Origin of the sequence: Streptomyces sp. NBC_00400 (assembly GCF_036048035.1) — a bacterium.
Taxonomy (GTDB): Bacteria; Actinomycetota; Actinomycetes; order Streptomycetales; family Streptomycetaceae; genus Streptomyces.
The window spans coordinates 2,319,028-2,341,613 of the sequence record NZ_CP107940.1 but is presented as its reverse complement, the minus strand read 5'-3'; the positions used below and the strand labels follow the sequence as shown (position 1 = coordinate 2,341,613).

The following is a 22,586-nucleotide window of genomic DNA, read 5'->3' as shown; positions in this document are numbered from 1 at the left end:
CCGCCGACGGGCGTGGCCTGGCCCGCCCGTCGGCTTCCCGGCTCAGTGGCCCAGTCGCTCCAGGGCGGCGAGCGGGTAGCGTTCCCCGGCCACGGCGCCGTCGGGCACGGCCGCCCGCAGCCGGGCCGCCTGCTCCGGGGTCAGCGCGAGACCGGCCGCCGCGGCGTTCTCCTCCAGATACGCCCGGCGTTTGGTGCCGGGGATCGGGACGATGTCCTCGCCCTGGGCCAGCAGCCAGGCGAGGACGGCCTGTGCCGGGGTGCAGCCGAGGGCTCGGGCAGCCGCGCGAACGGCCTGGACCAGGCGCAGATTGCGGTCGATGTTCGCTTCGGAGAACCGCGGCCAGCGGCGCCGGGCATCCTCGGCGGTCAGGTCGTCGCGGGACGCCAGCGCACCCGTCAGCATGCCGCGCCCGAGCGGAGAGTAGGCGACGACGCCGATGCCGAGTTCCCGGCAGGTCGCCAGCATCTCGCCCTCCACGACCTCGCGGGTGAAGAGGGAGTACTCCAGTTGTACGGCGCTGATGGGGTGGACGGCGTGCGCCCGGCGCAGCGTCTGCGGACTCACCTCGCTGAGGCCGAGATACCGCACGGCGCCGGCGGCGACCAGCCCGGCCAGGGCACCCACCGTCTCCTCGATGGGGACGGCCGGGTCGCGGCGGTGGAGGTAGTAGAGGTCGATGCGGTCCGTACCGAGACGGCGCAGCGAGGCGTGGCACGCCTCGCGCACCCAGGCGGCGGAGCTGTCGACCTCGTTCACCCGCCCCGTGGCGGCGTCGTGCCGCAGCCCGAACTTGGTCGCGACGACCAGCCCGTCCCGCTGCGTCGCCGTACGCCCACGCAGCCAGCGGCCAAGGAACTCCTCATTGGCGCCCCGCCCGTAGGCGTCCGCGGTGTCGAGCAGGGTGACGCCGAGCTCGGCCGCGCGGTCGAGGGCCCGCACGGATTCGGCGTCGTCCGGGACCCCGTACGAGGTGGACATCCCCATGCAGCCGAGGCCGAGCGCGCTGACGCCCGGCCCGTGCGTTCCCAGCTGACGCTGCTGCATCCCCGTCCTGGTCCCGGCCCCTGTGCCGGTCAGGCGGAGACGTTGGCGATGAAGGCGGCCCAGGCAGGGGCGCTCAACGTGAGCGCCGGACCGTCCGGGTTCTTGGAGTCGCGGACGTGGATGGCGTGGGGGCAGGTGGCGACCTCTACGCAGTCGCCGCCCTCGCTGCCGCTGTAGCTGGACTTGTGCCAGGCATAGGCGACTTCGATGCAGTTTCCGCCCGCGCTGCCGCTGTAGCTGGACTTGAACCAGCTAAGACCGCGAGAGAAGTGCTGGGCTGCTGTGCTGGTCATGGCTCTCCTAGCAAGTCGTCCAGCAGGCTCTTCGTCTCCTCTGGTGTGAGGGCCTGCGACCGCAGCATCCCATATTTCTGTTGGTAACCACTGACCTCGTCCGGATCATCGACCAGGAAGCTGATCCGTTGTGCCTCGATGTAGGCGAGATGCTCGTGTTCCGGCGTCTCCAGCAGGACCAGCGGACCATCCAGGGAAGCATGGGAGCGTCGGGTCGTCGGCATGATCTGAAGCCCCAGGAAGGGGAGTTCGGCGCACGACCGGAGATGGCGGAGCTGGGCACGCAGGATCTCCGGGCCGCCGATCGGCCGGTGGAGTGCGACCTCTTCCAGGATGAAGTTGAGCATGGGCCGAGGCTTCTCGCGCTCCAGCAGCTTCTGTCGGCTGATGCGTCCGGAGACCCATTCCTCGGCCTGGCCGTCGTCCAGCGGCGGGTACAGGGCGTCGAATGCTGCCCGTGCGTACGGCTCGGTCTGCAACAGCCCAGGCACCACCTGGTTCTGGTACGACAGCAGCGTCAGTGCCTCCTCCTCGTGTTCCACCAGGTCCTGGACGAAGGCGGGCAGCTTCTCCCGCTCCGGCACCTTCGCCACCGCGACCGCTAACGCCCCCTTGGTGCCCAGGATTTCGTCCATCACCTCGGCCAGGTCGAGCTTCAGTGGTCTGCGGCCCTGCTCGATCGAGCCGATGGTGTCCTCGTGCACTCCCACCCGCTCGGCCAGCATGGGCTGGGTGATGCGGGCGGCCTTCCGGAAGTGACTCAGCTGGGCGCCGATCACATGCCAGGAAGTGATCCTCTTGGGTTTGTTCGCCGGGTGCATGCGCTCTGCCTTCCCCTCCCCGCGACGGCATGACACCGCCAGATGTCGTACAACGCATCCGTACGACCTGACACTGTGGTCCAGCATAGTCACGCAGTGTGACAGTGGCGCCATGCAAAAGGAGATGCAGGAACAACTCTGCGCCCGCACCGCGTTCTACCGCCGCGAGCACCGGTCGGTGTCGCGGGCGCGGCAGTTCGCCCGTACCGCCCTCACCGACTGGGACCTGGATCACCTCGCGGACGATGTCCTGCTGTGCGTGAGTGAACTGGCCACCAATGCCCTGCTGCACGGCGTTCCGCCCGGCCGTGGGTACCGGCTGTGCCTGTCGCTGGACGAGGGCGGGCTGCTGCGGGTCGAGGTGCACGACAGCGGTGCCGGGGAGCCGCGGTTGCCCGTGCCGCCGGCGTACGGCGGCGACGAGGGCGAGTCCGGGCGGGGGCTGCTGCTGGTGTCCGCGCTCGCCGACGCGTGGGGCGTCGACGAGCGCGTGCCGGGGAAGATCGTGTGGTGCGCGTTCCGCTGTTACGGCAAGCCGTGAACGTGCGGGGCGACCGCGTTCGACCAGGCGTTGCCGCTCGCCGCGTCCCAGTTGGTCGACCAGGTCATGGCGCCCCGGATGCCGGGGTAGGTCCTGGGCGGTTGGAAGGAGCCGCAGCTGGTGCCCCGGGCGAGGCAGTCCAGGGCGGCGTTGATGACGGACGGGGCGACATAGCCGCTGCCGGCGCCCCGGGGGGAGGCGGGCAGGCCCAGGCCCACCTGGGAGGGGGCGAGGCCACCTTCGAGCTGAATGCAGGCCAGGGCGGTGAGGAAGTCGACGGTGCCCTGGGAGTAGACCTTGCCGTCGCAGCCGAGCATGGAACCGCTGTTGTAGTACTGCATGTTGACGACGGTGAGGATGTCCTTGACGTTCAGCGCCGTCTGGAAGTAGCCGCCCGAGGTGGACTGCATGTCGAGGGTCTGGGGGGCCATGGTGAGGACGAGTCTGCCGCCCGCCTTCTGGGAGAGCGAGTGCAGTGCCTGGCTCATGTAGGTCGGGTCGAGGCCGTTTTCGAGGTCGATGTCGACGCCGTCGAAGCCGTACTGCTGCATCAGGGCGTAGAGGCTGGTGGCGAAGTTGGCGGCCGAGGCGGCGTCGTTGACGGAGACGGTGCCCTTCTCGCCGCCGACCGAAAGGATCACCGAGGTGCCGGCCGCCTGCTTGGCCTTGATGTCGGCCTTGAACTGGTCGACGGTGTAGCCGCCCAGGCCGGCCGAGTCGAGGGCGAAGGTGACGGCGCCGGGTGTGGTGGTGGCGTCGGCGAAGGCGACCGCGATGATGTCGTACTGGCCGGGCACGTCACTGAGCTTCTGGACGGTGGCGCCGTTGTTGAAGTTCTGCCAGTAGCCGGTGACCGCGTGTTCGGGGACCGCGGGGGTGCCGCCGCTTCCGGCGGGGGCGGTGGTGGCCGTGATCTCCGCCGAGCGGGCCGATTCGCCGGCCGCGTTGGTGGCCGTGACCTGGAAACGGTAGGGGGTGGCGGGCTCCAGGTCCGGGACGGTCGCCGAAGTTCCGCTCACCGTCCGGTACTTGGTGCCGTCGCGGTAGACGGTGTACCCGGTGGCGCCGGGGACCTGGTTCCAGGACAGGGCCACGGAGGACGAGGTCACCGCGCTGGCGGTGAGGCCGCCGGGGGTGGCCGGGGCCTGTGGTCCGGGGTCGGTGCCGCCCCCGCCGTCGGGTCCGAGGACGCTGAAGTCGTCGGCGAGGTAGGCGGGTTGGCCGTACCAGCCGTGGGTGTAGACGGTGACGGATGTCGTCGTGGGGCCTGTGGTGAAGGAGGTGCTGAGCTGCTGCCAGTCGGTGGCGGACGGGGTCCAGGTGGAGACGTCCGTGGTGCCGGTGCCGGAGGCGCCCAGGTAGACGTAGGAGCCCTGGACGTAGGCGCTGAGCCGGTAGGTCGAGCCGGGCTGGACGGCGACGGTCTGGGAGCAGGTCGCGTTGCCGGAGGTGGTGGGGGTGGCCTTGAGGGCGCCGGTGCCGCCGTGGACGGGGGAGCCGACGGTGCTGCCGCTGCCTGCCGAACAGGTCCAGTTGCTCAGGCCGGACTCGTAGCCGGCGTTCCTGGCGGCGTTGACGTCGGCCGCGGTGGCGTTGACGTCGGCCGCGGCGGCCGGGGTGGAGCCGGAGAGGGTGGCCGCCGCGGCGGCCAGGGTCGTCAGTGCCGCGGCGAGGAGGCGTCTGTGACGGGCAGGGCGGGTGTGGCGGCTGGGGTGGGTGTGGCGGGCGTGTGCGGTATGAGGCATGGCTGTCTCCGGTGTCGAGGGGGAACACGGGGAGAACTGCAGCAAGACGGTGGCCACCGCTACTGGCCTCAGAATGGTTCAGACCAATAGGGCGGTCAAGAGGTCCGGCACAACGGGGACTTGGGGGACGTGCAGTGGCGGCCAGGGGTACCCGGTCACAGGGGAGGTGCCCCCTGCGCCGCGACGGCCGGTTGCGAGGCCCGGGTGGACTCCGGGGACCCGCCCTCCGGAGACCCGCCCTCCGGGGCAGCACCCTCCGGGGCAGCACCCTCCGGCCGCTCCGGCTCGCCCTCCGCCGTGACCGCCGGTGCCGCGGCCTGCCGGCCCCAGGTCGTACCGGCGAGGATCAGGACCGCCCCGGCCGCGCCGAGCAGGCCGGGCCGGTCCCCGCCGGCGAGGACGCCGATCACGGCCGCCCAGAGCGGTTCGGTGCCCAGCAGCAGGCTCACGCGGGAGGGCGAGGTGCGGCGCACCGCCCACATCTGCACGAAGAAGGCGAAGAGGGTGCACATCAGCGCCAGGTGGAGGAGCGCGGCCCACTGCTGGAGGGAGTAGGCGGCCGCGACATCCAGCGGTGAGACGCCGGCGAAGGGCGAGGCGAGCGCGAAGACGGCGATGGCGCCGGTGAACTGGACCACCGTCAGCGCCCCGGAGTCGGTCGAACGGACCGCCTTCATACGGCCCGTGGCCATGACGTACACGGTGCGGACGACGGCCGCGAGCAGCATCAGGAGGTCGCCGGACGACGGCGTGGTGAACCCCGACCCCTGGGTCAGCAGGGCCACACCGGTCACGGACAGTGCCGCAGCGCCGAGGAACGCCCCGGTGGGGCGGGTGCGGGTCGCCACGGCCTCCGCGAGCGGGGTGAAGATCATGGTCAGGCTGATGATGAGGCCCGCGTTGGTCGCGGAGGTGTGCACCACCCCGAACGTCTCCAGCACCAGGACGCCGGACAGGAGCATGCCGAGAAGCACGCCCGCGCCGGTCTCCCGGGCGCTGAGCCGGGTGATCGCACGGCCCGCGACCACCGCCATCACCGGCGCGGCCACCACGAACCGCAGCAGGAGCAGGGCGATGACGGTGGCTGTGGTGGCCAGCTCCTTGGCGGCCAGGTAGCTGGAACCCCAGACGACGGCTACCAGGACGACCGGCAGATCGATGAGCCAGAGGGGCCGGTTGCCGGGGTGGGTGGCGCCGGAAGTCAGGGGGGTCATGGTGCTGGGGGTCCTTGTCCGACGAGTGCGGCCGTTCGGCCGTGCGACGAGTGCGGCCGTACGGCGAGTGCGGCCGTACGGCGAGTGCGGCCGTACGGCGAGTGCGGCCGTACGGCGAGTGCGGCCGTACGGCGAGTGCGGCCGTGCGACGAGTGCGGCCGTACGGCGAGTGCGGCTTGGCGAGTGCTGCCGTTCGGCGGGGGAGGCCGCCGGGTCCCGGGGGAGGCCGACATGATCTTCCCAGGGCGGTGCGCCCGCTGGGAACAGCCGTCGTGCGCCGGAACCGGCCACGTCCGCTCCCGGCCGGCGCCGCGGTCCTTCCCCGGGTGGGCAGTCCGCTCCCTGTCGCCCGTCACGGCACTCCACTAACCTCCCGGTCGCTCCTCATCGTCCCTGTCGCTCCTCGCCCCGGTCCGGAGACGGACCACGGGCCGGCCGACGGGCTGATGGAACGTCAACTGGCGCGCCCATGGGAACGGCAACGGGAACGCCGGCTGGAACGGCAACTGGTACGTCAACTCGCATGGCAACTGGTACGTCGACCGGAACGTCACCTGGGAGGCCGGGCATGGCACCTGAGATATCTCGTAGACGTGTACTGGGAGTGGGGGCGGCAGCGGCGGGCGCGGCGACGGCTGCATCATTGCTGCCGCCGTCGTTGCAGCAGGCGCTGGCGGCCGGTGCGGCGGCGCGGCCGGCGCGCGGCGGGGGCGGGCTCGCGGACCTCAGGCATGTGGTCGTGCTGATGCAGGAGAACCGCTCGTTCGACCACTACTTCGGGATGCTGCGCGGCGTACGCGGCTACGCCGACCGCAACGCCGTCGAACTGCCCGGCGGCCGGAGCGTCTTCGAGCAGCCGGGGTGGCTGGGCATCGGGACCGTGCTGCCGTTCCCGGTGCGCGGGGCGGCCGCCGCACAGCGCAAGGACCTGCAGTACATCGGCGCGCTCGACCACGGCTGGGACGGTGGGTCCAGGGCGTGGAACGGCGGCTGGATGAACAACTGGGTCACCGCCAAGTCCCCCGCCACGATGGCGCACTACGACCGGCAGGACATCCCGCTGCACTACGAACTCGCGGACACCTTCACCGTCTGCGACGCCTACCACTCCTCGATCCACTCCTCCACCAGCCCCAACCGCAACCACCTGGTGAGCGGCTGGACCGGCTATGAGCCGGACGGCAAGCGGGCCGTGGGCAACGACGCCTACGCGGAGGACACCCACACCGGGTACACCTGGACCACCTATGCCGAGCGGCTGGAGAAGGCCGGCCGGAGCTGGCGGGTCTACCAGGAGTGGGACAACTTCACCGACAACAACCTGGAGTTCTACGCCACCTTCAAGGCGGTGGCGAAGCGGGCCCTGGTGAAGGTCGGCGGAGTGCAGAACATGACCGGCTACTACGGGAAGCTGGCGGCTGCCGACGAGGCCGGGCGCCGGCGGCTGCGCGGGCTGCTGGAGGAGGGCGTGGGCGGCCTCGGCCGCGACGGGCGCAGCCTGTTCGAGCGGGCGCTGCGCCGCGGTGAGCCGGGCAGCACGGCGGCCGCGTTCGCCGCCGATGTGGCGAGCGGCGCACTGCCCGAGGTGTCGTACCTCGTGCCGTCCGCCGCGGACTCCGAGCACCCCGGCTCGTCCTCGCCCGCCCAGAGCGCCACCCTCGTCTACCGGGTGCTGGACGCGCTCGGCAGGAACCCGGAGGTCTGGCGGCACACCGCGCTCTTCCTGACGTACGACGAGAACGACGGGTTCTTCGATCATGTGCCGCCGCCGGTCCCGCCCGCCGGGACGGACGGGGAGTTCTGGGACGGCCGGCCGACCGGTCTGGGCATGCGGGTGCCGATGCTGGTCATCTCGCCGTGGACGGTCGGCGGCTACGCCTGCTCGCAAGTCTTCGACCACACCTCGATCACCCGGTTCCTGGAGCGCTGGACGGGCATCGAGGAGCCCGGCATCAGTGCCTGGCGGCGCACCGTGTGCGGCGATCTGACCGCCGCCTTCGACTTCTCCCGCGGGCGCCGGCAGCCGCCGGTGCCACAGCCCGGCGCGATCCCGCCCTTCAGCGGGCGCTGGCTGCCGTGGCCGCCGGTCCGGCAGGCGCTGCCGCGGCAGGAGAGCGGCAGCCGTCCGGCCAGGGCGCTGCCGTACCAGCCGGACGCCGACGGCGGCTTCGACCCGGGCGCCGCGGTCTTCCGGATGGCCGTACGCAATGACGGCAAGGCCTCCGTGCACCTGGCGCTCCACCCGTACGCGAAGGAGTTCGCCGCCCCGCAGCACCGGGACGTGCGGGGGGAGGGGACGTGGGAGGTGCCGGTGAAGGACGGGGCGTACCGCTTCACGGTGACCGGGCCGAACGGCTTCCGGCGGGAGTTCGCCGGGACGGGGCGGGGCGCCGCCGCGGCCGTCCTGACCGGGACGCGGATCGACGCCCGGCGGCAGGAGCTCCACCTGACCCTCACCAACCCCGGCCGCACCGACCTGACCTTCACCCTGGAGCCGCTGGCGTACGCGGACACCGCGCCGCGCACGGTGAAGGTGAAGGCCGGCCGCAGCCGCACCGTCGCCCATCAGGCACGGGACGCACACGGCTGGTACGACCTCGGTCTCTCGGCCGCCGAGGACCCGTCCTTCCACCGCCGGCTGATGGGGCACGTGGAGAACGGCAGGGAGTCGGTCACCGGCTGAGGCCCGGCGTACGGGCCGGGGCCGGGGCAGGAGGCGGCGCCGGGGCACCAGCGGGGACCGGGCCGGGACACGGGGCCGGGTTCCCCTCCCGGGAAGAGTTCCCCATTTCCGGCTCTTTGTGGGGAAGTCCACAAACGCCTCAAAGGATCTCCCCGGGCTGACACCCTGCACGGAAGAAGGGGGTCCGCCGCCGCCTCACGGGCCGGCGGCGGGCCCGCCCGTCCCCCGTACATCCGCGCTCGGCACCACCCGCTCCCGGGAGATATCGACGCACTACCCCGGGAAGCAGACGAGGTCCGTGACCGCTCTGGCTCGGTGGTGTCTCAGGCGCCGCATCGTGGTGATCGTGCTCTGGCTGGCCGCCTTCGCGGGGGTCGCGGCCGCCGCGGCGGCGGTGGGGTCCGCGTACTCGAACAACTACGAGGTGCCCGGCACCGAATCCGGGCGGGCCTCCGCCCTGCTGGAGAGGGCCTTCCCCGGGCAGTCCGGGGACAGCGACACCCTCGTGTGGCACACCGACTCCACCACGGTGCGGGCCGCCGCGGTCCGCACGACGATGACGCACACCCTGGACAAGGTCGCCGAGCTGCCCGGCGTCGCCGAGGTGCACGGCCCCTACGACGGGCCCGGCGCGCGCCCATCCGATGGCCAGGGCGCGCAGCAGATCAGCAAGGACGGGCACACCGCCTACGCCTCCGTGGTCTTCGACCGCGCCACCGACGACCTGGACCCAGCCCAGGTCCGCAAGGTCGTCGACACCGCGCAGGCCGTGTCCGGCAAGGGTCTCCAGGTCGAGCTGGGCGGCGCGGGGATCGCGCTGACCGAGGCGCCGCGGGCCCAGCTCGCGGAGTTCATCGGGCTCGGCGCCGCGGCCGTGGTGCTCTTCCTCGCCTTCGGGTCGCTCGCCGCGACCTTCCTGCCGATCGTCACCGCGCTGGCCGCCGTCGGCACCGCCTCGGCCGGCATCACCCTGCTCAGCCATGCGATGACCGTCGCCGACTTCGCCCCGATGCTCGGCATGCTGATCGGCCTCGGCGTCGGGATCGACTACGCGCTGTTCATCGTCACCCGGCACCGCAAGGGCCTGCGTGCGGGCCTGCCGGTCGGCGAGGCCGCCGTCCGCGCCGTCTCGGTGTCCGGGCGCGCGGTCGTCTTCGCCGGGGCCACCGTCTGTATCGCGCTGCTGGGCATGCTGATCCTGCGGCTGAGCTTCCTCAACGGGGTCGCCCTCGCCGCCTCGCTCACCGTCGTCCTGACCGTGGCCGCGTCCGTCACCCTGCTGCCGGCGCTGCTCGGACTGATCGGGATGCGGGCGCTCGGCCGCCGCGAGCGCCGGCAGCTGGCCGAGCAGGGGCCCAGGACCGAGCGGCCCGCCGGTATCGCGGCCCGCTGGTCCGGGTTCGTCGAGCGGCACCCCAAGCTGCTGGGGGTGACCGCGGCGGCCCTCATGGCCGTCCTCGCCCTGCCGACCCTCGGACTGCATCTGGGCACCTCCGACCAGGGCAACAACCCGGCCACCTCGACCACCCGCAAGGCCTACGACCTGCTGGCGGGCGGCGGGTCCGGCAACGCCCGCGGGAGCGGCTTCGGGCCCGGATTCAACGGGCCGCTGACGCTCGTCGGCACCCTGGACGGCGCGGGGGACCGGGTCGCCTTCGACAAGCTGCCGCAGCGGCTGCGGGACACGCCCGGCATCGCCCGGGTCAGCGCCCCCGAGTTCGACGGCAGCCACAGCACCGGCGTGATCACCGTCGTCCCCACCACCTCACCGCAGGCCCGGCAGACCTCCGACCTGGTGGAACGCCTGCGCAGCGAGGTGCTGCCGGCGGCGGAGGGCGCGAGCACGCTGCAGGTGCGGGTCGGCGGCATCACCGCGAGCTATGACGACTTCGCCGCCGTCATCGTCGGCAAGCTGCCGCTCTTCATCGGTGTGGTCATCGCGCTCGGCTCGGTCCTGCTGCTGCTCGCCTTCCGCAGCATCGGGATCCCGCTCAAGGCCGCGCTGATGAATCTCGCGGCCGTCGCCTCGTCCTTCGGGATCGTCGTCGCGGTTTTCCAGTGGGGCTGGGGCAGCGAGCTGCTGGGACTGGGCAGCGCCGGCCCGATCGAACCGTTCCTGCCGGTCATCATGGTGTCGGTGCTCTTCGGCCTGTCCATGGACTACCAGGTGTTCCTGGTCTCCCGGATGTACGAGGAGTGGCAGCTGACCCGGAACAACTGCCGGGCGGTACGGGTCGGCCTCGCCGAGACCAGCCGGGTGATCAACTCGGCGGCGGTCATCATGATCGCGGTGTTCGCGGCCTTCATCCTCAGCGGGGACCGGACCATCGCGATGTTCGGCATCGGCCTGGCCTGCGCCGTCGCCCTGGACGCCTTTGTGCTCCGTACGCTGCTGGTGCCCGCCCTGATGCACATGCTCGGCGGCGCCAACTGGTGGCTGCCGTCCTGGCTCGACCGGTGGCTGCCCCGGATCAGCATCGAACCGCCGCCGGAGCCGGGTGCGGCGGCGGGCCTGCCCGGGCCGCAGGGCGGGGAGAAACCGCTGGTGGAGGTGTAGGGACCGGCGCCGGACGTCCCCTCGCGGCGCCCCGCGGACGGCGTGTCGCCGTCTGCCGCCCGCCGGCCGCCGCCATTCTCATCTCACTCTCAGACGCGGCACCTACGGTCGCGCCCATGGGAACGACCAGGACGACCGAGAACCGAACCGACGACGAGAAGACCGTGCCGGCGCAGGGGGCCAAGGAGACTGCTGCGATCCCGGAGACCACCGAGGCGGAGGCGGCCGGAAAGGCCGCCGCCAAGGCCGATGAGCAGGCCGACGACAACGCCGCCCTCGCCGCGCAGGACGAGGCCGGTGACCTCGAAGCGGACGACGGCCTCGACGCTCCCGACAGCGACCCGCACACCGCCGGGTCCACCACCGGGTCCACCACCGGGGTCGCCGCCGGCGCCGGTGCCGTCGTCGCCGCGGGGCTGGGCCTCGCGTCCGTCACCGGCACCTGGCTCGGCACCACGCTGGCCGAGCGCGCGAACCTGATGGGCCAGATCAAGGTCCAGTCGGGCAAGGCCCAGGCCGCCGACCAGATCTCCGCCGTCTACGGCGCCTCCTGGCACACCAACGCCCTGGTCAACGGCTTCTTCGCGCTCCTCGCCGTGATCGCCGCGACGGTCGTGGTGACCACCACCCGGCACCGCCCCACCTGGGTGCGGGCCGTCGCCTGGGGCGGGCTGGCGCTCGGCGTGCTGGGGATCCTGATCTCCGCGGGCATGTACCTCGACCTGTTCGGGAACATGCCGACCGTTCCCAAGGCCCCCGCGGGCGGCGCCGGACCCGCGGCTCCGTAACCCCGTAGCTCCGTAGCTCCGTAAGGACCTCCGGGCCGCTTTCTGAGCACCGTACGGGTGCCGCGGGCGGTGCCTAAGGAGCCCCCGGGCGACACCGCGGGTTTCTGAGCACCGCCCGCGGCCGAAGATCGGGAACTCTCCCGATGTGGCGGACCCCCCTCGGCGACGAGGCTGGAGCACATCGACAAGCCGTCGAGTGACCACCTCACCGCCGTCAGGGGAGACACGCCATGTACCGCTCCGAGCTGGAGATCCGGATCCGCCACGAAGAGCTGCGCCGCGAGGCCGACCGGCAGCGCCTGGTGCACGAGGCAACCGCGGCGGCCGAGGCCCCGCGGAACGGGTCCCGTGGCGCCGCCCGTTCCGGGACGGACGAACCCGGAGGGCGGGTGCGTACACGGGGCAGGTGGCTGCGGCTCCGCCGCGCCGCCGCCTGACCGCGACACTCCTGTGACGCCTCAGGTGCCGGCCCCGCAGTCCGGCAACCGTCCGTCCGCCCGGCCCCGGGTGCCTTCCGCACCGGGCCGGGCGCTTCGCGTACCGGAGCCCCCTGCCGGAATGTCAGACCCCTGTGCGATGCTCACCGGCGTGGAGACCAGGTCCGTCAGTCCCGTGTTCATCGGCCGTACGGCCGAACTCGCCGCGCTGGGCGACGCGCTCGCCCGCAGCACGGCGTCCGGCGAGCCCCAGGCCCTGCTGATCGGCGGGGAGGCCGGGGTCGGCAAGACCCGTCTCATCGAGGAGTTCTGCGAGTCGGCCCGCGCCGCCGGCGCGCTCGTCGCGCTCGGCGGCTGCATCGAGATCGGCTCCGAAGGCCTGCCCTTCGCCCCGTTCTCCTCGATCCTGCACACCCTCAACTGGCATCTGCGCGACGAGCTGGCCGCCGCGGTCGCCGGCCAGCAGGGCGAACTCGCACGCATCCTGCCCGAATTGGGGGAGACCCCCGGCGAGGCACACGACGAGGAGATCGGCCGCGCCCGCCTCTTCGAGCTGACCGCCCGCCTCCTGGAGCGGCTTGCCGCCCACCGCACCCTCGTCATCGTCGTCGAGGACCTGCACTGGGCCGACCGCTCCACCCGCGAACTGCTCGCCTACCTCCTGCGCTCCCTGCACGACGCGGGCGTCCTCCTGGTGGCGACGTACCGCTCGGACGACATCCACCGCCGCCACCCCCTGCGCCCCTTCCTCGCCGAGATCGACCGGATGCGCACGGTCCGCCGCGTCGAACTCGCCCGCTTCAACCGCGAGGAGGTCCGCTCCCAGATCGCCGGGATCCACGGCAGCGCTCCCGCAGAGGACACCGTCGACCGGGTCTTCCGGCGCTCCGAGGGCAACGCCTTCTTCGTCGAGGAGCTGGCCCGCGGCCTCGCCGACGGCGCTCTGCACGGCCTCAGCGACCCCCTGCGCGATCTGCTGCTGGTGCGCGTCGAGGCGCTTCCCGAGGACGCCCAGCGGGTGGTGCGCACGGCCGCCGAGGGCGGCTCCACGGTCGAACACGAACTCCTCTCCGCCGTCTGCCGGATGCCCGAGGACGACCTCATCGAGGCACTGCGGTCCGCGGTCGGCAGCAACACCCTCGTGCCGAACCGGGACGGCACGGGCTACCGCTTCCGGCACGCCCTCGTCCGCGAGGCCGTCGTGGACGATCTGCTGCCCGGCGAGCGCACCCGCCTCAACCGCCGCTACGCCGAGGCCCTGGAAGCCAACCCCTCGCTGGTCCGTGCCGATGTCTGCGCCGCCCGGCTGGCCAGCTACTGGTACAAGTCCCATGACGCCGCCAAGGCGCTGCCCGCCGTCCTCGCCGCCTCCGTCCAGGCCCGCCGCCGTCATGCCTACGCCGAACAACTGCGGCTGCTGGAGCGCGCCCTGGAGCTGTGGGACGACGCGCCCACCGAGGTCCGCCAGGGGGTGCGCCCGGTCGACTACGCCGAGGCGTACCCGGCCTGCGGCTGCCACGACGGCGACGCCCTGCGCTTCCTCGACCTGCTCGCCGAGATCGCGGTGGCCGCCCGGCTCTCCGGCGACAACGAACGCGCCTTCACGATCGTCAAGCGCGCCCTGCGGTCGCTGCGCGGCGAGAGCGATCCTCTTCGTACGGCGTGGTTCCTGGTGCAGCGCTCCCGGCTCTGCCAGGGCACCGGCCGCGGCAACGGCTGGGAGGACCTGGGCGCCGCTCAGGAGCTGATGCGCGGCCTGCCGCCGTCGTCCGTGCACGCCGAGGTGCTTGCCGCCGTCGCCAGCTGGGCGATCCTGCACGACCCGGGTCCCGGCAGCTTCGCGACGGCCGAGCGCGCCGTGGAACTGGCCCAGTTGGTGGGCGACGAAGAGGCCGAGCTCAACTCCCGGCTGACCCTGGCGGGGCTGCGGGTGGACTCCGGGGAGGTCGACGCGGGCCTCGACGACTTCCGTGCCGGCCTCGGCCTCGCCGTCGACCGCGGCTACTTCGCCGTCATCGCCCGCGGCCACATCAACTTCCCGTCCGCCCTGGAAGGCGTCGGCCGCTCCCGCGAAGCCGTCGAGGTCAGCGAGCAGGGCGTCGAACTCACCACCCGCTACGGCCTCAAGGACAGCACCAGCTGGGTCCTGGGCAACCGCGCCGAATCCCTGCAGTCGCTCGGCCGCTGGGAGGAAGCGGGCCGGGCCGCAGCCACATCCCGCCGCCTCGCCCAGAATCCCCGGACCATTGCGCTGGCCGCCAGCCGCCATACCGATCTCGCGCTGGACGAGGGAGACTTCGCCGCCGCCGCACGCGAACTGGCCGTCGCCCAGGAGCACTACGGCACCCACGACCCGCAGCCGCAGAACGTCCTGGTCATGGCGCGGCACGCGCTGCGGATCGCCGCCCACCAGGGCCGCATCCTCGATGCCCGCAGCATTCTCCAGCAGGCCCTGGACGCCGGCTTCCCGCCCGGCACCCAGCGCTACGCCTGGCCGTTGCTCTGGTCGGCCACCACCGCCGAAGCGGACGCCCGCGGACTTCCCGCCGCCGAGCCGGGCCGGGCCGCGGTCCTCGCCCGCATCCGGGAGGCCGCGAAGAAGCTGCCCCGGCTCTGCCCGGTCTGGACGGCCCACGGCCTCGCGCTCGACGCCGAACTCCGCCGCGCCGAGGGCCGCGAAAGCCCCGACTCCTGGGCGGAGGCGGTCGCCGCCTTCGAACCCCTGGAACGCCCGCACGAGCTCGCCCGGGCGTGCTACCGCTGGGCGGAATCCCTCCTCCACGGCAGCGAGCGGGCCACCCTCGGACTGCACGGCCGCACCCCGCGCGAGGCCGCCGTACTCCTGCTCACCCAGGCGCACACCGCCGCCGCGACGATGGGCGCCCGTCCGCTCGCCGAAGAACTCGCCCTCCTCGCCCAGCGGGCCCGCGTCCCCCTGCCCGGCCTGCAGCCGGCGGCCGCGACGGAGCCGGCCTCCGGTGCCGTCCCCGCGGCCGCGTCCGCGTCACCCGCCGGCGCCGTCCCCGCCGAATCCCTCGGCCTGACCCCGCGCGAACGCGACGTACTGCGCCTGGTCGCCGACGGGCGCAGCAACCGCCAGATAGCCGACGCCCTGTTCATCTCCCCGAAGACCGCCAGCGTCCATGTCTCCAACATCCTCGCCAAGCTGGGCGTCTCCGGGCGCGGAGAGGCGGGCGCGGTGGCACACCGCCTGCGCCTGTTCGGGGAGCCGATACCCGGTCAGGGGACCGCCCTGGCCCCCTGACGGGCACGGCCGGGCCCAGGGCATGTCACCGTCGACCCCGCGTCGGGACCGCACAGGGCCCTACACCTACGACCGTCCCCGGCCCTGCTCCCCGTCCCGCTCCCGGCCGCGGTCGTCGTCCTGCCGCTGCCGGGGGGTCCTGACGACGACGGTCCCCGAGGAGAGATCGATCGGGCCCTTGCCGGGGTCACCGTCACCCACGTCATCGACGACGAGCGACATTTTCTGCCGCTCCTCGTCGGTGTGCTTGCGCCCCGGTGCGAACAGTTCTTCCGCGATGTTGAACATGGTGCCCTGCCCCCTCATCGGTTGACACGCACCCGTCCCCCCTGCCCACGAGTGTAGGCAGGTCGCCCGAAAAGGGGATCAGCCCGATCAGCTCACCTTGAGGCGGAGAATCCGGTCATCGCCCTTGTGCGGTGTGCCCCGTCCGTCCGTGTTGCTGGTGACCAGCCACAACGCCCCGTCGTCGGCCGCCACGACGGTCCGCAGGCGTCCGTAGGCGCCCTTCAAGAAGGCCTGCGGCGCCGCCACCGGTTTCGTCCCGTTCAGCGGGATCCGCCACAGCCGTTCGCCGCGCAGCGAGGCCATCCAGATCGAGCCCTTGGCGTAGGCGATACCGCTGGGCGAGGCGTCCGCGGTCTTCCACACCTCGACCGGATCCGTGAACACGGTGCCCGCGGCCTTGCCTGCGCCCTTCCCCTTGCCCTCGACCTCGGGCCAGCCGTAGTTCTTGCCCGGCTCGATCAGATTGAGCTCGTCCCAGGTGTTCTGGCCGAACTCCGAGGCCCACAGGCGCTTGCCGTCGTCCCAGGCCAGGCCCTGCACATTGCGGTGGCCGTAGTCGTACACCACCGAATCCGCTTCCGGGTTGCCGTGCGCCGGCTGTCCGTCCGGCGTCATCCGGAGGATCTTGCCGCCCAGGGACTGCTTGTCCTGCGCCAGTCCGGTGTCGCCGGTCTCACCGGTGCCGGCGTAGAGCATCTTGTCCGGGCCGAACGCGATCCGGCCGCCGTTGTGGATCTGGCCCTTGGGGATCCCCTTGAAGATCGTGTCGGGCGCGCCCAGCTGATTGCCCGGGAGCCGCTTCTCGTCGTAGATCATGCGGGCGATGCGGTTGTCGGACGCGGTGGTGAAGTACGCGTACACCTGGTGGTCCGTACCGAACGTGGACGACACCGCGATCCCCAGCAGTCCGCCCTCACCTCCGGGATCCACCCCCGGCACCGATCCCAGCTCGGTGATCTTCCCGCCGTGCGCCGCGACCCGGAAGATCTTCCCGGTGTCACGGGAGGAGACCAGCAGATCCCCGCCCGGCAGCACCGCCACGCCCCACGGCGACTTCAGCCCGGTGGCCAGGGTGCCGGTCACCTGCACCGAGCCCTTGGCGGGCGGCGCGGCCGACGACGCGGTGGCGCTCGGCGAGGCGGCTCCGCCACGGTTCTCCGCCGGGCCGGTGCTCCCCCCGCCCCGGGGCTGCGCGCCGCCGGACGTGCAGCCCGCTGCCAGGAGCAGCGAAGCGGCGGCCAACACAGCGGTCCGGAAACGGCGTTGCACGGCAGGGGTCCTCTCGTCGGCAGGACGTGGAGTGGACCAGAACACCACACCGCGGCCTCGCCGCGCCGCGCCTTGTCCCATCCCGCACCACTCCCACCTGCCATGATCGGGCCGGGGCGGCCGCGCCGCGAGCGGGACACGCGCGGCCTTGGCGCTGCGCCGCTCTCCCGGCCCCGGGGACGCCCCGCTCGGTACCAGGACGCACCAGCAGCAGGACCCGTCAGTACCAGGACCTGCGCGCCGGTGGCAGCGCGGCGATCTCCGCCAGGTCCTCGCGGGTCAGCGTCAGCTGTGCGGCCTTGGCGTTCTGCGCGGCCCAGCGTTCCTTCTTCGTGCCCGGCACCGGCACCACATGCCGGCCCTGCGCCAGCACCCACGCCAGCGCCACCTGCCCGGGCGTGGCGCCGTACCGGGCGCCGACCCGCCGCAGCCCCGCCACCACCGGCTGGTTCGCGGCCATCATCTCGGCGGTGAAGCGGGGGTGGCGGGCCCGTATGTCCTCCCGTTCGAAGCCCTGCCCCGGGGTGAGGGTGCCGGTCAGATAGCCGTTCCCCAGCGGCATCGCCGCGAGGAAGCCGACCCCCCGCGACTCACACCACGGCAGCAGCTCCTCCAGCGCCTCCGGCGACCACACCGACAGCTCCGCCTGCACGCTGCTGACGGGGAACACCTGCTGGATGCGCTCCAGTTGGGCCAGCGTGCCGTCGTGCATCCGGGAGCGGGGGCGCGCCCCGCCGCCCGCCGGACGCCGCTCCGTACGGGCCGCGCGGGACGGCCGTACCGCCTGCGCGCCCACCGCACACAGCCCCAGCGACCGCACCTTCCCCGCCGCCACCAGCTCCGCCATCGCTCCCCAGGTCTCCTCGACGGGCACCTCGGGATCGGCCCGGTGCAGCTGGTAAAGATCGATCCGGTCGGTCTGCAGCCGCCGCAGCGAGGCGTCGCAGGCGCGCTTGACGTAACCGGGCCGCCCATTGGCGACGATGTGCTGCTCACCCACCAGCAGCCCGCACTTCGTCGAGACGAACGCCTCCGCCCGCCGCTCCTTGAGCACCCGCCCCACCAGCAGCTCGTTGGTGAACGGGCCGTACATATCGGCGGTGTCCAGCAGGCTGCACCCCTGGTCCAGCGCGGTGTGCACGGCCCGCAGCGAGCTGTCCAAGCTGCGCTGCGACTCGGTGTACCCCCAGCTCATCGGCATACAGCCGAGCCCGATGGCGCCCACGTCGAGAGCCGCCGCACCGATTGTCCTGCGCTCCACCTGGCTCTGCCTCCGTCCCCTCGCCCCCGATCAAGGGCCAGACCAAACTAACGTCTGAACAGAACGTCTCTTCGCATAGCCTGCGGCCATGGCAACCGCAGACCAGCGCACCGAAGCGCATGACGTATGGCTCCCGATCCCGCCCGACGAGATCGACGGCCTCCCCGGAGGTCTCCGCTACGTCCACTGGGACGCCGGCCCCGACTACCCGGCCGACCCGGCCCGCTGTGCCTTCTACGCCGTCCCCTACATGAAGGACACGGAGACCAGCCTGCGCCCGCTGTCCCGGATGAGCCGTGTGAGGGTGGTGCAGACACTCACCGCCGGTGTCGACAACATGCTCCCGGGGCTGGAGTGGATGCCGTCCGGAGCCCAACTGTGCAACGCGCGGGGGCTGCACGACGCGAGCACCGCCGAGCTGGCGCTCACCCTGATCCTCGCCGCACTGCGCGATGTCCCGGGCTTCGTACGAGGCCAGGACGCGGGGGAGTGGCGGCACGGCTTCCGTCCGGCGCTCGCCGACAAGTCGGTCCTCATTGTGGGCTATGGTTCGATCGGCAGTGCCATCGAAGACCGGCTCACACCCTTCGAATGTGCGCGGGTAACGCGCGTCGCGCGCACCGCGCGTGACACTGTGCGCGGTCCTGTGCATCCACTCTCCGACCTGTCCGCCCTCCTGCCCGATGCGGACGTGGTCGTGCTGGCGACTCCGCTCACCGATACGACGCGTGGCCTGGTCGGACCCGATTTCCTGGCGCGGATGAAGGACGGCGCACTGCTCGTGAACGTCGCGCGCGGAGGGATCGTCGACACCAAGGCGCTGCTCGCCGAACTGGAATCCGGACGGCTGTGCGCCGCACTCGATGTCACCGATCCGGAACCCCTGCCCCCCGGGCATCCGCTGTGGCACGCTCCGGGCGTACTCATCACTCCACACGTCGGTGGCCCCAGCTCTGCCTTCCTGCCCCGTGCGAAGCGGCTGCTGCGCGATCAGTTGACGCTTTTCGCGGCCGGCGAGCCCCTGCGGAACGTGGTCGCCACCGCCGGCTGACCGCTTGCGCAATAGCACTACGAGGCCGTACGACTGCAAAGCGTGTTCGTCATTCGCTGATAGTCACGCTCCGTAGAGATGCTATGTCCCTGAGTGACGGAACTGGTGTATCGTCCCGAGCGGGGACGACGCCGGGAAGGACACGGCGCGATGCGAAAGATCCGGGACTCGAGGGGGGCGACGGGCGATGTACAGCCGATGGATGATTCGCGAAAAGCGCGATCCACGACCGCCCACGGGAATACTGCGAGGTCCGCAGGCGCACCGCTCGCGACGCCCGCCACGGACGAGGGGAAGAGTCCGGTGAGCGCCCCCGGGGCGATGCTCTCGCGGTCACCGGCACCGGCCGGCAACCCGCCGGGCGTGGTGCCGCAGATCGTCCTCGCCGTACTCTGCGGCGGCTATGCCGTCGGTGCCGCCTTCGGCTGGGGATCGCCCGAAGTCGCCGCGTTCATGGGGGACTTCGGCCTCAGTTTCGCGGCGTTCCTGGCGGCCTTCTCCTGCGGTCTGTACGCCCGCAAGCGCCGCACCCGGTTCCGCCCGGCATGGATGCTGTTCGCCGCCTCGTCGGCCATGGCCGGTCTCGGCAACGGCGTATGGGGCTGGTACGAGGTCATCCAGGGCACCACGGTCCCCAGCCCCTGCCTGGCCGACTTCTGCTTCCTGCTGTTCGCGCCACCCGCCATCGTCGGCCTGCTGGTGCTCGCCAAGAGGCCGGTGACCAGGGCCGGCTGGGTCTGCCTGGGCCTCGACTCCTGGCTGATCGCGGGATCGCTGGTCACTCTCTCATGGAGCCTCGCGCTCGCCCACACCGCCCACTTCCAGGGCCGCAGCGTGGCGCAGAGCGCACTGTCGCTGGCCTACCCGCTGCTGGACATCGTGCTGGTGAGCATGGTGCTCGCGCTGCACTTCCGGCGCTCCTCGGTGCACCGCTCGGCCATCAACACCGCCGTCGCGGCGCTGGCGCTGACGGTGCTGTGCGACGCCCTGTTCAGCTCGCCGCTGCTGCGCGAGCACTACCGCTCCGGACAGATCCTGGACGCCGGCTGGTTCGCCGGCTCGATGCTGCTCGCGTACGCACCCTGGGTCGCCCGTCGCGCGGGTGAGGAGTGCCCCGAGGAGGACGTCAAGCCCGCCGCCCGCCGGGTCCAGCCGCACGGCAGCCGCCCCATCGCGGGCTCGCTCGCCGCGCTGACCCCGTATCTCGCCGCCGCCGTCTGCACGCTCGGCATCCTCACCAACGTCCTCGACGGGCGCCGCATCGACCGCGTGGTGCTCTTCACCGGCTGCACGGTCGTGCTGGCGCTGGTCGTCCGCCAGGGCATCATGCTGCTCGACAACATCACCCTCACCCAGGAGCTGGCGCAGAAGGAGAACCACTTCCGCTCCCTGGTGCAGGGCTCCAGCGACGTCATCATGATCGCTGCCCCGACCGGTGTGCTGCGCTATGTGAGCCCGGCCGCCGCCGGGGTCTACGGCCGCGACGCCGAGGAACTGGTCGGCTCCGAGCTGGCCTCGCTGATCCACCCCGAAGACCTGGGCCGGGTGGTGCACGAGGTCCGCAGATTCCTCGCCGCCGCCCCCGAGGACGAACCGACCACCCGTATCGAATGCCGCTTCCGCGCCGGCGAACAGCGCTCGGGCGGCGACGGCTGGCTGAACGTCGAATCCACGGTCAACCGCCACCACGGCGGCCTGATCTTCAACTCCCGCGATGTCACCGAACGCGTCCGGCTGCAGGCCCAGCTCCAGCACAACGCCTCCCACGACGCGCTCACCGACCTGCCCAACCGCGCGCTGTTCACCGAACGCGTCACCCAGGCCGTCACCGGCCGCCGGGCCAGCGACCACGACACCGCCGTGCTCTACATCGACCTGGACGGTTTCAAGCAGGTCAACGACACCATCGGCCATCAGGCGGGCGACGAACTGCTGATCCAGGCCGCCCGGCGGCTCGGTGACTCGGTGCGCTCCGGGGACATAGCGGCGCGCCTGGGCGGCGACGAGTTCGCCGCGCTGATCACCGGCGACGGCACCCGCGACCGCGCCGCCCGCGAATTCCGCATCCACGAGATCGCCGACCGGCTGCGCATCAAGCTCTCCGAGCCCTACCGCATCGACGGCCGGGACGTCCGGGTGGCGGCCAGCATCGGCGTCGCCTTCGCCGACCCCGGGGTGAGCCCCGCGGGCCTGCTGCGCAACGCCGACCTGGCGATGTACCGCGCCAAGCAGGCCGGCAAGGGCCGGGTGGAGCTGTACGCACCCCAGATGCAGAGCGAGGTGGCACACCGCGCCGAGCTCGCCACCAAGCTGCGTACGGCCCTGCACGACGGGGCGTTCACGCTGCTGCACCAGCCGGTGGTGGAGCTGGCCGGCGGCCGGGTCACCGCGGTCGCGGCCCACGCCCGCTGGCGCTCCGCCCAGGGCATCCTCTTCACCCCCGCCGAGTTCCTGCGGGTCGGCGACCGCGGCCGGTTCGCCGACGACGGCGAGCGCACCGCGGAGCTGGACCGGTGGCAGCTGGAGGCGGCCGTCGAGCAGGCCGCGGCGCGCCACCGCGCGGGCTATCCGGTCCCGGTCGCGGTCCGGCTCTCCGCCCGCCGGCTGCTGGACCATGCACTGTCCCCCAAGGGCGTCGAGTCGCTGCTCACCCGGCACGCCCTGCCCTCGCGGGCGCTGGTCCTGGAGCTGTCCGACAGCGACTCCCGTATCCCGCTCGACGACCTGGAACGCCGTCTGGTGGCGCTGCGCCGCCTCGGCGTACGGATCGCCCTCGACGGCTTCGGCAGCGGATACGCCGCCATCAGCGCGCTGCGCCGGCTTCCGGTCGACGTCCTGCGGCTGGACCGCGGGCTGGTCGACGGAGTGGTGGAGTCCGCCCGGCTGCACAAGATCACCGCAGGGCTGCTGCGGATCGCCGGAGACCTGGGCATGCAGTCCGTCGCCGACGGCGTCGATCTGCCCGAGCAGGTCCTCGCGCTGCGCTCCATGGGCTGCACGCACGGCATGGGCATGGCCTTCTCCGGGCCGCTCGACGAACACCGGCTGCGGCGGTCCCTGACGCACGCCCACTACCCGGTGCCGGACCTGCCGGGCCAGAGCCGGGCGGTGGTGCTGACCGGCAGCGGACTGCCCGTCCGGCACGGCGGACCGGCGGGTCCGGATTCGCTCATGCATCCGCCATTGCGCTCAAATAGTGAGACCTCCGTCCCACCCACTTGACACTCGGTGCACGGCGGGGGGAGGGTCTGTGCCATGCGCACCCGAATTCTCGTACTTGGAAAGCGCGTCGGCTGAAGCCGGGTCACTGACGAAACCCGACTCGC

The 22,586-nt window shown here is 72.3% G+C and carries 16 protein-coding genes; 8 read left to right on the top strand and 8 right to left on the bottom strand.

Features of this window, described 5'->3' with window-relative positions:
* Positions 1-42: 42 nt before the first annotated feature.
* Genes OHS81_RS10175 through OHS81_RS10165 form a run of 3 tightly spaced genes read right to left on the bottom strand, consistent with a single transcriptional unit; the run spans position 43 to position 2,161 of the window.
* The gene (locus OHS81_RS10175) at positions 43-1,047 is read right to left on the bottom strand and encodes an aldo/keto reductase (RefSeq protein ID WP_328384452.1); all 1,005 of its coding nucleotides are present in this window, start codon (positions 1,045-1,047) and stop codon (positions 43-45) included.
* 29 nt (positions 1,048-1,076) lie between these two features.
* Entirely contained in the window at positions 1,077-1,340 is a 264-nt protein-coding gene (locus OHS81_RS10170) for a DUF397 domain-containing protein (protein ID WP_328384450.1), read from the bottom strand.
* Entirely contained in the window at positions 1,337-2,161 is an 825-nt protein-coding gene (locus OHS81_RS10165) for a helix-turn-helix domain-containing protein (RefSeq protein ID WP_328384448.1), read from the bottom strand. Before OHS81_RS10165 ends, OHS81_RS10170 begins: the two co-directional genes overlap by 4 nt.
* A gap of 112 nt (positions 2,162-2,273) precedes the next feature.
* Here OHS81_RS10165 and OHS81_RS10160 point away from each other — a divergent pair, with 112 nt between their 5' ends.
* Complete coding sequence (locus tag OHS81_RS10160) at positions 2,274-2,702, top strand: ATP-binding protein (RefSeq protein WP_328384446.1); 429 nt, start codon at positions 2,274-2,276, stop codon at positions 2,700-2,702.
* On the opposite strand, the gene OHS81_RS10155 is transcribed toward OHS81_RS10160, so the two are convergent.
* On the bottom strand, positions 2,687-4,447 hold the full coding sequence (locus tag OHS81_RS10155; RefSeq protein ID WP_328384444.1) for a chitinase: 1,761 nt from the start codon (positions 4,445-4,447) through the stop codon (positions 2,687-2,689). The two genes, OHS81_RS10160 and OHS81_RS10155, sit on opposite strands and share 16 nt — an antisense overlap.
* Before the next feature lie 155 nt (positions 4,448-4,602).
* Positions 4,603-5,661, bottom strand: a complete 1,059-nt coding sequence (locus OHS81_RS10150; protein ID WP_328384442.1) for a DMT family transporter — start codon at positions 5,659-5,661, stop codon at positions 4,603-4,605.
* Between the two features lie 568 nt (positions 5,662-6,229).
* Here OHS81_RS10150 and OHS81_RS10145 point away from each other — a divergent pair.
* The 5 genes from OHS81_RS10145 (at position 6,230) to OHS81_RS10125 (ending at position 15,391) form a co-directional block, all read left to right on the top strand.
* On the top strand, positions 6,230-8,344 hold the full coding sequence (locus tag OHS81_RS10145; RefSeq protein WP_328384440.1) for a phosphocholine-specific phospholipase C: 2,115 nt from the start codon (positions 6,230-6,232) through the stop codon (positions 8,342-8,344).
* 298 nt (positions 8,345-8,642) lie between these two features.
* On the top strand, positions 8,643-10,901 hold the full coding sequence (locus OHS81_RS10140) for an MMPL family transporter (protein ID WP_328384438.1): 2,259 nt from the start codon (positions 8,643-8,645) through the stop codon (positions 10,899-10,901).
* A gap of 116 nt (positions 10,902-11,017) precedes the next feature.
* Positions 11,018-11,689 carry a hypothetical protein gene (locus OHS81_RS10135; protein ID WP_328384436.1) on the top strand — a complete coding sequence of 224 codons (672 nt, stop codon included), beginning with the start codon at positions 11,018-11,020 and terminating at the stop codon, positions 11,687-11,689.
* Between the two features lie 230 nt (positions 11,690-11,919).
* On the top strand, positions 11,920-12,126 hold the full coding sequence (locus OHS81_RS10130) for a hypothetical protein (protein WP_328384434.1): 207 nt from the start codon (positions 11,920-11,922) through the stop codon (positions 12,124-12,126).
* A gap of 139 nt (positions 12,127-12,265) precedes the next feature.
* Complete coding sequence (locus tag OHS81_RS10125) at positions 12,266-15,391, top strand: helix-turn-helix transcriptional regulator (protein ID WP_328391024.1); 3,126 nt, start codon at positions 12,266-12,268, stop codon at positions 15,389-15,391.
* A 66-nt stretch (positions 15,392-15,457) separates the two neighbouring features.
* Here the strand turns inward: OHS81_RS10125 and OHS81_RS10120 are convergent, their stop codons facing one another.
* The 3 genes from OHS81_RS10120 to OHS81_RS10110 form a co-directional block, all read right to left on the bottom strand.
* Positions 15,458-15,679: a DUF6191 domain-containing protein gene (locus OHS81_RS10120; protein ID WP_328384432.1), complete on the bottom strand. Its 222-nt coding sequence runs from the start codon at positions 15,677-15,679 to the stop codon at positions 15,458-15,460.
* Positions 15,680-15,766: 87 nt separating this feature from the next.
* Complete coding sequence (locus tag OHS81_RS10115) at positions 15,767-16,948, bottom strand: PQQ-dependent sugar dehydrogenase (protein WP_328384430.1); 1,182 nt, start codon at positions 16,946-16,948, stop codon at positions 15,767-15,769.
* Positions 16,949-17,168: 220 nt separating this feature from the next.
* The gene (locus OHS81_RS10110; RefSeq protein ID WP_328384428.1) at positions 17,169-18,209 is read right to left on the bottom strand and encodes an aldo/keto reductase; all 1,041 of its coding nucleotides are present in this window, start codon (positions 18,207-18,209) and stop codon (positions 17,169-17,171) included.
* A gap of 88 nt (positions 18,210-18,297) precedes the next feature.
* On the opposite strand from OHS81_RS10110, the gene OHS81_RS10105 reads away from it, so the two are divergent.
* Together OHS81_RS10105 and OHS81_RS10100 are read left to right on the top strand one after the other, a co-directional pair.
* Positions 18,298-19,260, top strand: coding sequence for a 2-hydroxyacid dehydrogenase (locus OHS81_RS10105; protein ID WP_328384426.1), 963 nt, complete (start codon positions 18,298-18,300; stop codon positions 19,258-19,260).
* Positions 19,261-19,581: 321 nt separating this feature from the next.
* A complete protein-coding gene (locus OHS81_RS10100; protein WP_328391022.1) occupies positions 19,582-22,482 on the top strand; it encodes a putative bifunctional diguanylate cyclase/phosphodiesterase in 2,901 nt (966 codons plus the stop codon).
* The last annotated feature ends 104 nt before the right edge of the window (positions 22,483-22,586 follow it).